The organism is Pedobacter sp. GQ55, assembly GCF_059758925.1.
Map to the genome: position 1 here is coordinate 1 of NZ_JCAXEI010000010.1, position 12,955 is coordinate 12,955.

Consider the following 12,955-nt stretch of genomic DNA (forward strand, 5'->3'; position numbering starts at 1 on the left):
CAATTGTACCGGCCTTTTACTATAATGTTATAATAGCTTATTTTACCTGTGCTTCTGCACGAGCAATATATTCGTCTATCATTTGAGCTTCCTGACTTTGTGGATACTGTGTTTTAATTTTGTTGTAAGCATCAGCAGCACCTTTGTAGTCTTTTTGAACCTCATATACTAAACCTAGTTTTTTAAGGAACAATGGAGAGGTGAATTTGTTGCTCGCTTTATCAGCAGCTTTTTTATAATAAGTGATGGCTTGCTTGTAGTCTTTTAGTTCGCTGTAAGCGTCACCTAGTAAACCTAAAGCTAAAGGATCTGCAACAGGGCTTCCTGTATCCGAGTATTTACCTAAAGATTCAATTGCTTTTTTGTATTCACCTTTACGTAAATAGATGCCGCCTAAATAAAGGTTAGCAAGGTTAGCCGATTTAGTGTTCGCATATTCATCAGCTATTTTTTCAAATCCTGGATAACCACCTTCGCCCTTTATAGCTTTGTTGGCTAATGAGTCTACACCAAGGAATTGCTCTGCTTTATACATTTTAGCTGAAGCTTCTTCCGCTCTGTTTTTTAAATAAACATTCTGATACCAGATGTAAATTCCAATTAGTACAATGATAGCACCTGCAATGAACAAAAGGCTTTTTGAGTTTTCTTGTAAAAAAGAACCCTTTCTTACCTGTTGATTTATTTCTTTTTCTGTTGTGGACATTTTATTTAAAAAAATTAAGGACTGCAAAAATACATTTTTACATTAAAGTATCAACCTCTTTTTTGAGTATTTAAATAAAGTTTAATGAACTGAGCGTTAATTAGAACCGGCCGATGGTTGAATATGTTGCTGAGGCATGTTAAACTGCTATCAAAATAGGGAAAGTTTGTGGGTAAATAAATAGGCATGTACCGACCTGATTTAACAAAGCTAAACGGTAACTTTGTCTTCAGATAATATGTGGTTAAAGAATATTACACTCCTCAATTTTAAGAACTACGCAGATGCTAGTATTAGTTTTTCCAAAACAGTAAATGCGTTTGTGGGGAACAATGGCGCCGGTAAAACTAATTTGCTGGATGCAATACACTATTTATGTCTTTGTAAGGGCTATTTTAATCCAATAGATAGTCAGCAGATTAGAACAGCCGAGGATCTTTTTTTAATACAGGGTGATTTTGACCGTAAAGAAAAGAACGAGAAAATAACCTGCGGTGTTAAAAGAAATCAGAAGAAACAGTTTAAAAGGAATAAAAAAGAGTACGATAAATTAGCTGATCATATTGGACTGTTTCCATTGGTGATGATTTCTCCTTACGACACCAATATTATTACTGACGGGAGCGAGGAACGCAGACGGTTTATGGATAATGTGATCTCGCAAACGGATACGCGCTATCTGGACGAACTGATTTTATACAATCGCCACCTGTTAAATCGCAATGCGCTATTTAAACAGATAGCAATAACAAGAAGCTACGATCCAACCTTGCTGGAAATTTATAATGAGCAGCTGGTTCAGTCGGGCGTAAAGATTTTTGCCAAGCGGAAACAATTTATGCTTGATTTTATTCCGCTCTTTGATAAGTACTATCGGTTTTTAACAGATGATAATGAGCAGGTAAGTTTGCAATACCAGAGCCAGTTAGGTGATACTCCTTTTGAACAGTTGCTTGCACAGTCTATCGAAAAGGATAAGATTTTAGAGAGAACTACCACCGGAATTCATAAAGACGATCTGATATTTACCATTACAGAAATGCCTTTAAAGAAGTTTGGCTCGCAAGGGCAACAAAAATCGTTTTTAATTGCATTAAAATTGGCGCAATATGCTTATCTTCAGAAGTATAAAGGATTTAAGCCTTTGCTATTGCTAGACGATATTTTTGATAAACTTGATGATAGCAGAATGCATAAATTAATGGAAATGGTTTCTCATCAGGATTTTGGACAGATTTTTATAACGGATACAGGAAGAGAGCGAGTTTTGGCATTGTTTAATAAGATAAACGTGTCGGTAACATTATTTGAAGTAAATAACGGATCAGTAAATCATGCGTAAACCTAATGATATTACCTTAAAAGAAGGTATTGGTAAATTACTGAATGTATACAGGCTAAAAGGACGGTTTGATGAAACCTCTGTGGTTGCTTTTTGGCCAGAACTAATGGGTAAAGCTGTGGCGAATCGGACTACCCAAATTTACATTACGCACAAGAAATTGTTTGTGAGACTTGAATCGTCTGTAGTTAAAAATGAATTGCTGATGGTTAGAGCCGGCATCATTCAAAAGATAAATGAACATGCCGGCACTGAAGTGATTACAGATATTGTGTTTCTGTAGTGTTTTTTGTATTTAACTTAAAATATCCTGCTGATCAACCAAATGATTAGTGCCAGTACCAGAACAACAACGATTACTCCGGTCCAAACGCCTGCTTTAAAAATTCCTTGAATTAATTCGCAGCTGGCTAGTGTGGTTGATAGAAATGCAATAATTGCAAGTGGGAAAAATCTTTTGGTCATCATAAGCTTTACGTTTTAATGTAAGTAACAAAATCTTATGATAATGGTTTTAGATTTAGTGGCCATTTACCTTTAGAAGCTCAATTTCAAAAACGAGTGTGCTGTAAGGAGGGATATCCTGACCGGCACCACGCTCGCCATAAGCAAGGTTATACGGTATAAAGAATTTATATTTTGAACCTGCGGGCATTAATTGTACTCCTTCCGTCCATCCAGCAATTACACCGTTAAGCAGGAATGAGATGGGCTCATTTCTATCGTATGAACTATCAAATTGTCTTCCGTTTAATAGGGTTCCTTTATAATGTACAAGTACTGAGTCTGTAGCTTTGGGCATAATGCCTGTGCCTTTTGTAATTACCTGGTATTGTAATCCGCTTGCTGTAACCTGAACACCTGGTTGTTTCTTGTTGTTTTCCAGAAATGCTGTTCCCTCTGCAATTGCAGGTCCGAATTTCTTTTTGTTTAAGGCTACAAATAGATTATTGACGGCCGATTGTGACCCCTGTGTTGTTAATGCGAAAGGCTTATCGTTAAAAGCATCTTTCATACCCTGCATCATTAAGTCGTAATTGATAGCGTTTAAACCGTCTTTTTTCATGTTGCTGGCCATTTTTATTCCAAAAGAATAGCTTGCCGAGTCTAGTGTAGATTTAAATACAGGTTTGGCGATTGGTTTTGGGGTGCTTTTAGCAGTGGTTGTTTTCTTTGCTACTGCAGGCTTCTTGTTTGTCTGGGCAAGGGCTGCAACTGAGCATAATGGTAATAAAAGTGCGATAGCGATCTTCTTCATTTTAATAAATTTGTCCCGAAAGGTACAAACTTATGATAATTACCCTGCATGTTAATGAAATTTTGAGCATGCAGGGTAATTAGAAATTTTTCTAGAAACGCTCAGCAGCAGTAAAGAAGAAATCGCCTTCTATAGCAGCGTTTTCATTTGAATCTGAACCATGAACAGCATTTGCATCGATAGATTTTGCATATTTTCTGCGGATAGTACCTTCAGCTGCATCTGCAGGGTTGGTAGCACCGATAAGTGTTCTGAAATCTTCAATTGCATTATCCTTTTCCAAAATAGCTGCAACGATAGGTCCAGAAGACATAAAGCTTACTAAATCTGCGTAAAAAGGACGTTCTTTATGTACTTCATAAAATTTACCAGCAGTTTCAGGCGTTAATTGAGTGTATTTTAATGCGATGATTTTAAAACCAGCGGTAGTTATATCATTAATAATTGCGCCGATATGCCCGTTTGCAACAGCATCAGGCTTGATCATGGTAAAAGTTCTGTTCGTTGTCATTTTTTTATTTCAAATTTTTTGCAAAATTACGTTTTATACTGTTAATATTAAAGTTTGAAATTTACATATACTTGCTGCCGTATAAAACAAAACAATTTCATCTCTATCTTATAAATAAATTGGATTATAGATGAAATATAATAGGTTCAATTAATCATTAAATATTAATTCGTTAGCTTTGCGACCGAAAATTATGTTATCCATTTCAGAAATAAAGTCGTTGCTGGCTACGCCGCAAAAAATAGTGATCACTACCCATCATAAACCTGATGGTGATGCAATGGGCTCTTCTTTGGGCTTATATGCTTATTTGATTCAATTGGGGCATCATGTTAAGGTGATCACACCTACTGATTATCCATACTTTTTGCATTGGCTTCCTAATAACTCTGATGTAATCATTTATACAGAACAGCCTGAACACTCGGCAGAATTAGTTGCCGAAGCTGCAATGATCTTTTGTCTTGATTTTAATAGCCTTATCAGAATTAATGAACTTGGTGAGTTGGTTAGGGCATCAAGTGCTTATAAATTAATGATAGACCATCATCTGGAGCCTGAAGATTTTGACGATTATCGTCATTGGAGTATCAGTGCATGTGCTGCGGCTCAGTTGGTTTATGAGTTTATTGTAAATGAACTTGGAGATGGGGCAAGGATGAACAAAGACATTGCTACCTGTCTTTATACCGGTATAATGACGGATTCAGGTTCTTTCAGGTTCCCATCGGCAACATCAGAAGTATATCGCATGGCAGCTAATCTGATAGACCTTGGAGCCGAGCATTGGAAGATCCATCAGTTAGTTTATGATAATGCTACTGAAAACAGGTTAAGGTTTTTAGGCCATTGTATAAGTAACAAGTTGGAGATACTACGAGAATTTAATACCGCAATTATTTCTGTTACTAAAGAAGAATTAAACCAATATAATATAGCTACAGGAGATACAGAGGGGATAGTAAACTATGCCTTATCTATAAACGGGATCAGACTTGCTGCATTTATTATTGAAAGAACTGATAAAGTTAAATTATCTTTGCGCTCCACCGGGGATTTTCCTGCTAATGAGATTTGTAAGAAATATTTTAATGGTGGTGGGCATAGGAATGCGGCGGGAGGATTTTCGGATAAAAATTTAGAGGATACAATAGCGCAATTTAAATCGGTATTGATAGAATATAAAACACAATTATTACAATAAATAAAAACCAAAAATAATTTATAACAACCACATGAAGAAAGGTATAGTAATTCTTTTCGCAGCAACACTAGGGTTAGCTGCTTGTAACAACTACAAAAAAGGACCGGGAGGTTTGATGTACCAGATACACAAATCTGGAGGAAACGAAAAAATTAAAGAAGGTGATATTGTTAAGATAAACTTTATCCAAAAAACTGAAAAAGATTCGACAATTGTAAGCACGTTTGATTTAGGACAGCCACAAGTATTTCCTGTTGGGAAAAAAGCCTATGATGGCGATATGAACGATGTACTTTATTTATTCGGTGAAGGTGATAGCGCAACATTTAAGCTAAACCTTGATACTATGGCTAAACACTCTGGGCAGCCAAAACCACCGGCAAACGCAAAAGACACCTATATGGTGTTTACTGTTAAAATAGAAAAAGTATTGAAAAAAGCTGCTGGCGAGGCAGACACAACTTTCCAAAAGAAAGCTCAGGAGTTCTTCCAAAAAGATTATCAAGCTACTATTGCTAAATTGAAAGATTCTGAAGCTGGTAAGATCAAGAAGTTCATTGCTGATAACAACCTTAAAACTCAGACTACTGCATCAGGTTTACAGTATGTAATTAACGCTCAGGGTAGCGCTCAAAAACCAGTTGCAGGAGATACAATCATGTTAAACTATACTGGTAAATTGCTTAATAAAAAGGCAGACGGTAAAGACAATATTTTTGACACTTCAGTTGAATCTATTGCTAAAGCAGCTGGAAAATACAATGCTATGGCAAAATATGCTCCGCGTCCGTTTACTATTGGTGCAGCAATCCCAGGATTTGATGAGGCTTATCAATTAATTGGTAAAGGTGGAAAAATCACTGTAATTATTCCTTCTGCATTAGGTTACGGAGAAGGTGGTCAGCCACAAGCTGGAATTACTCCTTTCTCTCCTCTTTGCTTTGACATCGAGATTGTAGATATTAAAAAACCAACAGCTCAGGCGGGTGCAACTATTGCTCCAATAACTCCTGCAGCTCCAGTGAAAAAATAATATTTTAGCTGTACATATAGCAAGATTAAAGCGGGTGTGTCATTTTTGATGATACACCCGCTTTTTGTTGTTATCAGCTTACTGCGGTTTTTTGTTAACTTTGCTCATGCTTTTAACGGATACACACACACACCTGTACTACGAAACGGACGAGGAGAAACAAGCGTTGCTTATGCGGCGTTGCTTCGATAATAATATAGAGCGATTGTTTCTGCCCAACGTTGACATTGCTTCAATTGCAAGCATAGATGCTATGGTGAAGAAATACCCTAAAAATTGTTTTGCGATGGCAGGCCTGCATCCCTGTGAGGTGAAGGAGGATTATGAGCTGGTATTGGATGAAATTTGCCAGAGTATTGTGGATAGGGAGATCTGTGCTATTGGTGAGATAGGCATTGATCTTTACTGGGATAAAGCCACTTTAGATATTCAGAAAATTGCCTTTATAGAGCAGATTAACTGGGCTAAGGATCTTGATTTGCCCATTGTTATTCATTGCCGGGAAGCCTTTGATGAGGTTTTTGAAGTGCTGGAACAAGAGAAAGGCGAAAAGCTAAGAGGAATTTTTCATTGCTTTACAGGTAATCTGGAACAAGCTAAACATGCCATAGAACTTGGGTTTTACTTAGGTATTGGAGGTGTGGTTACTTATAAAAAATCGGGACTTGACGAGGTGTTAAAAGATATCCCACTTGCTAATATTGTTTTAGAAACGGATTCTCCTTATTTGGCACCTGTTCCTTTTAGAGGGAAACCTAACGAAAGCAGCTATCTTATTCATGTTGCCGAAAAGTTAGCAGAAATCTACAATACAAGTGTAGAAGAAATAGCTTCGGTAACAACAGCCAATTCCATCAGCGTTTTTAAAGTTTAATAATGACCAGAATATTAATTATATATACCGGTGGTACAATTGGGATGGTTAACGATCCTAAAACCGGGACACTAATTCCTTTTGATTTTAAGCAAATTCAACAAAATGTTCCTGAGCTAAAGCGGTTGAACTATGATCTTGATGTGTATTCTTTTGATCCAATTCTGGATTCCTCTAACATGACGCCAGAGATCTGGGCGGATATTGCTCAGTTGATCTATGATAAATATGACGAGTTTGATGGTTTTGTGATTTTGCATGGGTCAGATACGATGGCTTTTACGGCATCTGCTTTAAGTTTTATGCTCGAAAACCTTGGAAAGCCGGTGGTGCTTACAGGTTCGCAACTTCCTATTGGAGAAATCAGAACCGATGCAAAAGAGAATTTAATTACCGCCCTGGAAATAGCAGCGACTAAAACAAATGGGAATGCAATGATTCCTGAAGTGTGTATCTATTTTGATTATCAGTTGTTCAGAGGCAACAGGTCAATAAAATACAACGCTGAAAAATTTGAAGCTTTTCGGTCGCCGAATTATCCTATTTTGGCAGAAGCTGGGGTAACACTTTCTTTTTTCAAGAACTATATTTTGCCTCAACCTGAAAAGCCGCTAAAGGTGAATTTGAAATTTAATCCAAATATTGGTGTTTTGAAATTATATCCGGGGATTTCGCATCATGCGGTTAAAGCAATAACCGATTCTCCGGTAGATGCTATTATTTTGGAAACATTTGGTTCAGGAAATACGACTACAGCTGAATGGTTTATTGAATGCCTGCAAAAAGCAATTAATAAGGGTAAGGTGATCGTAGATATTACTCAATGTCAGCGTGGTTCAGTTGAGCTCGGCATGTATCAAACGAGTAAAAAGCTAGAACAGATGGGAGTGGTGAGCGGTTATGATATGACATTTGAGGCTACCACTACTAAATTAATGTACCTTATGGGGCAGGGCCTGGAAAAAAGTGAATTGGTACACTTATTAGAAAAATCTTTAAGAGGGGAATTAACTGTTTAAAGTAAATTTGCGGCGTAGGTTTTATGCTGAAAGATTATAATGTTAAATTTGTATATGAATATTGAACAGATCTATACAGGTTGTTTGGCAGAAGCGGCTTACTATATTGAGAGTAATGGCGAGGCTGCTATAATTGATCCTTTGCGTGAAGTTGGGCCATATTTAAAGAAGGCCGAGAAAGATAAAGCAAAGATTAAGTATATTTTTGAAACACATTTTCATGCAGATTTTGTGTCGGGACACATAGATTTAGCAGAGAAATCTGGTGCTGATATTGTATACGGACCTACTGCTAAAACATCTTTTAAATCCCATATTGCCAAAGATGGTGAGCAGTTTAAAGTTGGGGATTTAACCATTACTGCCTTGCATACACCCGGGCATACTCCGGAATCTACAACTTATTTGCTGACAGATAAGCAGGGTAAGGCCTATTGTGTTTTTACAGGTGATACGTTGTTTATTGGTGATGTAGGCAGGCCGGATCTGGCTCAGCAAGGTTCCTTAACAGTTGAGGATATGGCAGCCACGTTATATGATTCATTGCAGAATAAAATACTAACCTTACCAGATGATGTGTTGGTTTACCCCGCGCACGGTGCTGGTTCTGCTTGTGGCAAGAACATGAGTAAGGAGACTTTTGATACTCTGGGGCATCAAAAGGAGGTGAACTATGCCCTTAAGGCAAAAACAAAACAGCAATTTATAAAAGAAGTGACCGATGGTATTTTACCGCCGCCCCAGTATTTTGCCAAGAATGCTGAGATGAATAAGCATGGTTACGAGAGTTTTGATGATGTTTATGAAAAGGGTTTTAATCCTTTAAACCCAGATGAATTTGAGGCTATGGTTAATCATGCGGGAGCTGTGATTCTAGATACGAGAGATCCACAGGTATTTGCTAGGGGATTTATCCCTTCGTCGGTAAATATTGGCCTCAACGGGCAATTTGCTCCTTGGGTAGGTGCTTTAATTACAGATCTGAAACAAGCTTTATTGCTGATTGTTGAGGAAGGAAAAGAAGAAGAAGCCATTACACGCTTATCTCGTGTAGGTTATGATAATACTATTGGATACCTTAAAGGCGGGATTACCGCGTGGGAAGCAAGTGGTAAGGACATAGATACCATTACCTCTATTTCTGCTGAAGCATTTGAAGATATCGTAAATGAGGATCCTGATGTGAATGCCCTTGATGTAAGGAAGCCAGGAGAATATGAAGCGGAGCATTTAGAAAATACGTTAGCCCGTCCTTTGGATTATATTAATGAATGGACAAAAGAAATTGATACAAAGCAAACTTATTATATTCATTGTGCCGGCGGCTATCGTTCCATGATAGCGGCATCTATACTAAAAGCGAGAGGGGTTGATCATGTTGTGGATATTGCAGGGGGATACGGAGCCATTAAATCTACAGGGTTGAAACGTACAGATTTTGCCTGTCCATCTAAAGCTATGAAAGACTGAGGCTTTAGTTTGTTTTGATCTTCAAGGTATTTGCAATGAAATTGTCAATAGCCTTCTGAACGCCTTCAATATCTTTAGATGTAATATGAGAGCCAAGAACATGACTGCCTCCATTAGGGATAGCTACCTTCGATTTTAAGCTCGCTGGCGTTCCTAATTCATCATACATTTTTAACATCGCGTCGACCTTAACAACAGGATCCTGTTCCTGCTCATTTTTATAATAGTATAAAAGTAGTAGTGGTTGTTTAATCTTGTTAAAAGTTTCTTCGGTCATGCTTGTTTCAACCAGTTCTTCCAGTTGTACCACAGATTCCAGACGATATTTGGTATACCAGTACTTTTTATATTCTTCAGACTTCCCCTCTACTATTTTTTCTTTCCCGCCAATTACTAATCTCGACATCTCTAATCCCCATGGATTATTGGCAAGAAAAGCCAGCTTATCGTTAATTGCCACATTAGGTGAAATTAGAATAACGCTATAAATATCCGGATAAGTGGCTGCAAGTTTTAATGCCAGTGTACCACCAGTAGAGGTGCCAACAAGAATTACTTTTTTACCCAATCTTTTCCCTATTTCAAGCGCCTGTTTGGCACTTTCCCATAAACGATCGGCAGTTGCGTATTCCATTGCTGAAACAGTGTCTACTCCATGGTCTGCTAGTCGGGAGAGGTAAAGATTTGCTTTTATTTTTTTTGCAAGATTTATATGGACCGGATTTCCTTCTTCTTTTGAGGCAGAATAACCATGTAAATAAACTACTGCATACTCGGTTTGCTGCTTGACAGTGCTGTTTGCCCAAACAATTTCGGCTTCATTATTTGGTTTTATTTTATGTCGACTTTCTATACTTTTAACATAATCTTCGAGTTTATTGACTGGGGGAATTGGGGGGAGATTTATTGGATAAAGTGGATGCTGAGGTTTTGGACCTAACAGATAGATCACAATTGCAAGGGCTAACAGAGAGGATAGTACTATTAATGTTATTTTCACCTTAAACTTTTTACTAAAAGTACGGTTTTAAAGGAATTTAATTTATGTTTGCACACACATTTTTTACCTGAATGCCTGGAATAGATCAGATAAAATTACCAATAGCAAAAGATATTGATGTCTTCGAAGAAAAATTCAAAGACTCGATGCATAGCGATGCTCCATTATTAGACCGTATTACCCATTATATTGTAAAAAGAAAGGGTAAGCAAATCCGTCCGATGTTCGTTTTTTTTGCTGCAAAACTTTGTGGTGGCATTATCGAATCTACGCATCGTGGGGCGGCATTGGTAGAGTTACTTCATACTGCCACACTTGTTCATGATGATGTAGTTGATAACGCTTATGAAAGAAGAGGGTTCTTTTCTATTAACGCACTATGGAAAAATAAAATAGCTGTTTTGGTGGGGGATTATTTGCTGGCTAAGGGTTTATTGCTATCAGTAAATAATGGTGAATTCCGATTGCTGCAAATAGTTTCTGAGGCGGTAAAACAGATGAGTGAGGGTGAGTTGCTGCAGATTGAGAAGGTAAGGCGTATGGATATCAGTGAGGCGTTGTATTTTGATGTAATCAGACAGAAGACCGCGTCATTAATTGCTTCGTGTTGTGCATGTGGAGCTGCCTCTGCTGGTGCAGATGATGAGACCATAGAAAAGATGAGGTTATTTGGCGAGAAGGTCGGGATAGCTTTTCAGATTAAGGATGATACCTTTGATTTTGGGACTGATGATGTTGGGAAGCCATTGGGAATAGACATCAAGGAGAAAAAGGTAACACTACCTTTAATCTATGCCTTAAACAGGGCTGAAAAGGCCGAAAAAAAACGAATCGTTAGTCTTGTAAAAAACCATCAGGATGATCCTGTGAAAATTCAGGAGATCATCGATTTCGTAAATGCAAAAGACGGCGTGCATTATGCCAATCAGAAAATGATACAATATCAACAGGAAGCTTTCGATATTCTACATAGCTTTGAACCTGGTGAGGCACGGACCGGACTGGAACAGCTTGTGAGATATACTACCGAGCGTAAGAAATAATATTCGTTTTTTTCTGTTATGATATTATCATAAATTATAAATATCCTCTATGAGAATTTCTCTCTTTTTACTTGTTTTTTGCGCCTTTATTAAAGTTCAGGCACAGGATGATTTTGGATCTGCTTTTGATAAAATTAATACAGAAGTTCAGAGTGGGTCTAAGGCATATATAAATTTAAAAAATGCCACCGAATCAATAGGGCATAGGTTAACAGGATCTGCTAACGGCGCAAAGGCCGAAGAATATGCCTATAAATTGTTGAAATCTTATGGCTATGATGTGAAATTCCAAGGATTTGAGGTAGAAAGCTGGAGCCGCCTAGCCAATGAAACTAAAGTTGGTGATTCGGAAGATAGTCTGACTGCAATAACCTCTGTAACCCTTGCTCATTCGCCTGTAAAGGCAAATGTAAAGGCAGAACTGGTTGATTTAGGCAATGGTCTTGAAGAAGATTATAAACTGGATTCCGGACATGTAAAGGGAAAAATAGCATTAGTATTTTTAGGGGTGCTTCCTGGATCTCCTGAAGGTACACCCTCGCTTCATCGTTCGGAGAAAACGGCTATTGCAACAAAGTACGGTGCTGCAGGAATAATCATTATAAATGGCGTAAAAGGGGGAGTGTTGCTTACAGGTACAGCTTCTGTAACTGGAAAACTAATTCCGATACCGGCCGTTTGCATCGGTTTCGAAAATGGAATGCGTATTAAGGAGAAGCTTAAAATTCGGAAGCAATTTGCAAGCGTAAATATGACTAATTTCTCTGGTGCAATTAAAGCCAGAAATGTAATAGCTACTTTGAAAGGTACAGACACATTGGGAGAGAAAATTGTTGTTGGTGGTCATCTTGATAGTTGGGATTTGGCGACAGGGGCAATTGACAATGGCATAGGTTCTTTTGCGGTGATAGACATGGCCAGAACGTATAAAGCATTAAAACTAGAAAATAAAAGGACAATTGAGTTTGTGCTATTTATGGGAGAGGAACAAGGATTGCTGGGCTCTAAAGCTTATGTTGAGGCTGCAAGGCACTTAAATACGCTTGATCAGATAAAATTTATGTTGAATTACGACATGACCAATAACCCGAAAGGATTTGCTGCCAGCAGAGCGGAGATGAAAGATCTATTTTCCTCATGGGGTAATCAGATTACAAAGATTGATACCGGATTTAAAAACTTATTTTATTCTGGTGCCTGGCTGCATAGTGATCATCAGCCTTTTATGCTGCAAGGAATTCCTATAGGTGGAGGGACTGGAGGGGATTTGCCTAATAATTCAGGACCTTTCTATCATTCGGATGGAGACGTTTTTAAGTTAGTTGATGAGCAGCAATTGAAAAATACGGTACGTTTTAGTACTATGCTGGTGTATGGCCTAGCAAATACTCCTGTATTACCCGTTAAAAAACAGACTGACGATGAATTAAAAGAATTCTTAAAACAGAATAATCTGGAAGTTCCTCTAAAGATTGCTGGTGAATGGAGATGGTAG

The 12,955-nt window shown here is 37.8% G+C and carries 14 protein-coding genes; 9 read left to right on the top strand and 5 right to left on the bottom strand.

Going from position 1 to position 12,955, the window contains the following annotated elements; all coding sequences use genetic code 11:
* Positions 1 to 37 precede the first annotated feature (37 nt).
* A complete protein-coding gene (locus AC6CH7_RS21085) occupies positions 38 to 706 on the bottom strand; it encodes a tetratricopeptide repeat protein (protein ID WP_498264610.1) in 669 nt (222 codons plus the stop codon).
* Between the two features lie 238 nt (positions 707 to 944).
* Between AC6CH7_RS21085 and recF the strand changes: the two genes are divergently transcribed.
* Both recF and AC6CH7_RS21095 read left to right on the top strand, forming a co-directional pair.
* The gene (gene recF / locus AC6CH7_RS21090; protein ID WP_498264742.1) at positions 945 to 2,048 is read left to right on the top strand and encodes a DNA replication/repair protein RecF; all 1,104 of its coding nucleotides are present in this window, start codon (positions 945 to 947) and stop codon (positions 2,046 to 2,048) included.
* Positions 2,041 to 2,331 (top strand): DciA family protein, encoded by a 291-nt coding sequence (locus AC6CH7_RS21095; protein WP_498264611.1) that lies wholly within the window; start codon positions 2,041 to 2,043, stop codon positions 2,329 to 2,331. Before recF ends, AC6CH7_RS21095 begins: the two co-directional genes overlap by 8 nt.
* A gap of 17 nt (positions 2,332 to 2,348) precedes the next feature.
* Here AC6CH7_RS21095 and AC6CH7_RS21100 read toward each other — a convergent pair whose 3' ends face one another.
* From AC6CH7_RS21100 to AC6CH7_RS21110, 3 genes are all read right to left on the bottom strand, one after another.
* Entirely contained in the window at positions 2,349 to 2,516 is a 168-nt protein-coding gene (locus AC6CH7_RS21100; protein ID WP_172661564.1) for a hypothetical protein, read from the bottom strand.
* Positions 2,517 to 2,568: 52 nt separating this feature from the next.
* Complete coding sequence (gene bamJ / locus AC6CH7_RS21105) at positions 2,569 to 3,306, bottom strand: BamJ family beta-barrel-assembly machinery protein (RefSeq protein WP_498264612.1); 738 nt, start codon at positions 3,304 to 3,306, stop codon at positions 2,569 to 2,571.
* 91 nt (positions 3,307 to 3,397) lie between these two features.
* Positions 3,398 to 3,817, bottom strand: a complete 420-nt coding sequence (locus AC6CH7_RS21110) for a nucleoside-diphosphate kinase (protein WP_498264613.1) — start codon at positions 3,815 to 3,817, stop codon at positions 3,398 to 3,400.
* A gap of 193 nt (positions 3,818 to 4,010) precedes the next feature.
* Between AC6CH7_RS21110 and AC6CH7_RS21115 the strand changes: the two genes are divergently transcribed.
* The 5 genes from AC6CH7_RS21115 (at position 4,011) to AC6CH7_RS21135 (ending at position 9,417) form a co-directional block, all read left to right on the top strand.
* Positions 4,011 to 5,021: a DHH family phosphoesterase gene (locus tag AC6CH7_RS21115; protein ID WP_498264614.1), complete on the top strand. Its 1,011-nt coding sequence runs from the start codon at positions 4,011 to 4,013 to the stop codon at positions 5,019 to 5,021.
* A 31-nt stretch (positions 5,022 to 5,052) separates the two neighbouring features.
* On the top strand, positions 5,053 to 6,054 hold the full coding sequence (locus AC6CH7_RS21120; protein WP_498264615.1) for an FKBP-type peptidyl-prolyl cis-trans isomerase: 1,002 nt from the start codon (positions 5,053 to 5,055) through the stop codon (positions 6,052 to 6,054).
* A gap of 106 nt (positions 6,055 to 6,160) precedes the next feature.
* Positions 6,161 to 6,928 carry a TatD family hydrolase gene (locus AC6CH7_RS21125; RefSeq protein ID WP_498264616.1) on the top strand — a complete coding sequence of 256 codons (768 nt, stop codon included), beginning with the start codon at positions 6,161 to 6,163 and terminating at the stop codon, positions 6,926 to 6,928.
* 2 nt (positions 6,929 to 6,930) lie between these two features.
* On the top strand, positions 6,931 to 7,947 hold the full coding sequence (locus AC6CH7_RS21130; RefSeq protein ID WP_498264617.1) for an asparaginase: 1,017 nt from the start codon (positions 6,931 to 6,933) through the stop codon (positions 7,945 to 7,947).
* Between the two features lie 54 nt (positions 7,948 to 8,001).
* Positions 8,002 to 9,417, top strand: coding sequence for an MBL fold metallo-hydrolase (locus tag AC6CH7_RS21135; RefSeq protein ID WP_498264618.1), 1,416 nt, complete (start codon positions 8,002 to 8,004; stop codon positions 9,415 to 9,417).
* Positions 9,418 to 9,421: 4 nt separating this feature from the next.
* On the opposite strand, the gene AC6CH7_RS21140 is transcribed toward AC6CH7_RS21135, so the two are convergent.
* Positions 9,422 to 10,417 (bottom strand): alpha/beta hydrolase, encoded by a 996-nt coding sequence (locus tag AC6CH7_RS21140; RefSeq protein WP_498264619.1) that lies wholly within the window; start codon positions 10,415 to 10,417, stop codon positions 9,422 to 9,424.
* A 71-nt stretch (positions 10,418 to 10,488) separates the two neighbouring features.
* Between AC6CH7_RS21140 and AC6CH7_RS21145 the strand changes: the two genes are divergently transcribed.
* Both AC6CH7_RS21145 and AC6CH7_RS21150 read left to right on the top strand, forming a co-directional pair.
* Entirely contained in the window at positions 10,489 to 11,460 is a 972-nt protein-coding gene (locus tag AC6CH7_RS21145; RefSeq protein ID WP_294872192.1) for a polyprenyl synthetase family protein, read from the top strand.
* Between the two features lie 49 nt (positions 11,461 to 11,509).
* Entirely contained in the window at positions 11,510 to 12,955 is a 1,446-nt protein-coding gene (locus AC6CH7_RS21150) for a M28 family peptidase (protein WP_498264620.1), read from the top strand.

Coding starts and splice junctions, on each gene's coding strand:
- AC6CH7_RS21085 (WP_498264610.1), bottom strand. CDS start 706: ATGTCCACAACAGAAAAAGAAATAAATCAACAGGTAAGAAAGGGTTCT.
- recF (WP_498264742.1), top strand. CDS start 945: ATGTGGTTAAAGAATATTACACTCCTCAATTTTAAGAACTACGCAGAT.
- AC6CH7_RS21095 (WP_498264611.1), top strand. CDS start 2,041: ATGCGTAAACCTAATGATATTACCTTAAAAGAAGGTATTGGTAAATTA.
- AC6CH7_RS21100 (WP_172661564.1), bottom strand. CDS start 2,516: ATGATGACCAAAAGATTTTTCCCACTTGCAATTATTGCATTTCTATCA.
- bamJ (WP_498264612.1), bottom strand. CDS start 3,306: ATGAAGAAGATCGCTATCGCACTTTTATTACCATTATGCTCAGTTGCA.
- AC6CH7_RS21110 (WP_498264613.1), bottom strand. CDS start 3,817: ATGACAACGAACAGAACTTTTACCATGATCAAGCCTGATGCTGTTGCA.
- AC6CH7_RS21115 (WP_498264614.1), top strand. CDS start 4,011: ATGTTATCCATTTCAGAAATAAAGTCGTTGCTGGCTACGCCGCAAAAA.
- AC6CH7_RS21120 (WP_498264615.1), top strand. CDS start 5,053: ATGAAGAAAGGTATAGTAATTCTTTTCGCAGCAACACTAGGGTTAGCT.
- AC6CH7_RS21125 (WP_498264616.1), top strand. CDS start 6,161: ATGCTTTTAACGGATACACACACACACCTGTACTACGAAACGGACGAG.
- AC6CH7_RS21130 (WP_498264617.1), top strand. CDS start 6,931: ATGACCAGAATATTAATTATATATACCGGTGGTACAATTGGGATGGTT.
- AC6CH7_RS21135 (WP_498264618.1), top strand. CDS start 8,002: ATGAATATTGAACAGATCTATACAGGTTGTTTGGCAGAAGCGGCTTAC.
- AC6CH7_RS21145 (WP_294872192.1), top strand. CDS start 10,489: ATGCCTGGAATAGATCAGATAAAATTACCAATAGCAAAAGATATTGAT.
- AC6CH7_RS21150 (WP_498264620.1), top strand. CDS start 11,510: ATGAGAATTTCTCTCTTTTTACTTGTTTTTTGCGCCTTTATTAAAGTT.